The organism is Polaromonas sp. P3_C2, from assembly GCF_056402675.1.
This window is the reverse complement of record NZ_JBFUGX010000981.1, coordinates 1-1,153: the sequence shown is the minus strand read 5'-3', so window position 1 is coordinate 1,153 and position 1,153 is coordinate 1. Positions and strand designations below refer to the sequence as shown.

2 protein-coding genes are annotated in these 1,153 nt (G+C 60.9%); both read left to right on the top strand.

Going from position 1 to position 1,153, the window contains the following annotated elements:
- The coding region (locus tag AC1DWI_RS23975) for an ABC transporter ATP-binding protein C-terminal domain-containing protein (RefSeq protein WP_477726014.1) at positions 1 to 136 on the top strand (136 nt) is incomplete at its 5' end.
- Between the two features lie 135 nt (positions 137 to 271).
- Positions 272 to 1,153, top strand: an 882-nt coding sequence (locus AC1DWI_RS23970) for a branched-chain amino acid ABC transporter permease (protein ID WP_477726013.1), incomplete at its 3' end; no start/stop codon positions are given.

The following is a 1,153-nucleotide window of genomic DNA, read 5'->3' as shown; positions in this document are numbered from 1 at the left end:
CGACATGGGCGTGGTGATGGACATCTCCGACCGCGTAGTGGTGCTCGACTACGGCAAAAAAATCGGCGACGGCACCCCCGACGAAGTACGCAACAACGAAGACGTGATCAAGGCTTACCTCGGAACGAGCCACTAACCATGAACAAAAAATCCCAACTGAACAAATCCAGCGACCGCCGCGGAACCGGCTTCGCCGGGCCGCTAGCGGTGTCCCCCTCAGGGGGAGAGGCGGCTACACGAAGTGAGCCCGCAACAGGGGGGAGCCAATAACATGGGTTCATTTCTTGAGACCATCATCGGCGGCCTCATGTCCGGCATGCTGTATTCGCTGGTCGCGCTGGGCTTTGTGCTGATCTACAAGGCTTCGGGCGTCTTCAATTTCGCCCAAGGCGCGATGGTGCTGTTCGCGGCACTGGCCATGGCGCGGTTCTCCGAATGGATACCGCAATGGACGGGCCTGGACAGCAAGTTCATCAACAACGCACTGGCCTTTGCAGCCGCGCTGGCCATCATGGTGGTGGTGGCCTGGTTGATTGAGAAACTGGTGCTAAGCAAGCTCGTGAACCAGGAAGGCGTGGCGCTGCTGATGGCGACGCTGGGCATTTCGTATTTCCTGGACGGCTTCGGCCAGACTATCTTTGGTTCCAGCATTTACAAGATTGACGTGGGCATGCCCAAGGACCCGATGTTCCTGCTGGAAGGTATCTTCCAGGGCGGCCTGCTGGTGAACCAGGAAGACCTGGTCGCCGCGCTGATCGCGACTGCCCTGGTGGCGGCACTGGCCGCCTTCTTCCAGTACACCAGCACAGGCCGGGCCCTGCGCGCGGTGGCGGACGACCACCAGGCCGCGCAATCCATCGGCATTCCGCTGAACCGCATCTGGGTCATCGTCTGGAGCGTGGCAGGCTTCGTGGCCCTGGTGTCCGGCGTCATCTGGGGCAGCAAGCTGGGCGTGCAATTTTCGCTCTCGGTGCTGGCGCTCAAGGCGCTGCCGCTGGTGATTTTGGGCGGCCTGACTTCGGTGCCCGGCGCGATTGTGGGTGGGCTGATTCTTGGCGTTGGCGAGAAACTGGCCGAAGTCTTTCTCGGGCCCTATGTCGGCGGCGGTATTGAAATCTGGTTCGCGTATGTGCTTGCGCTTTGTGTCTTGCTC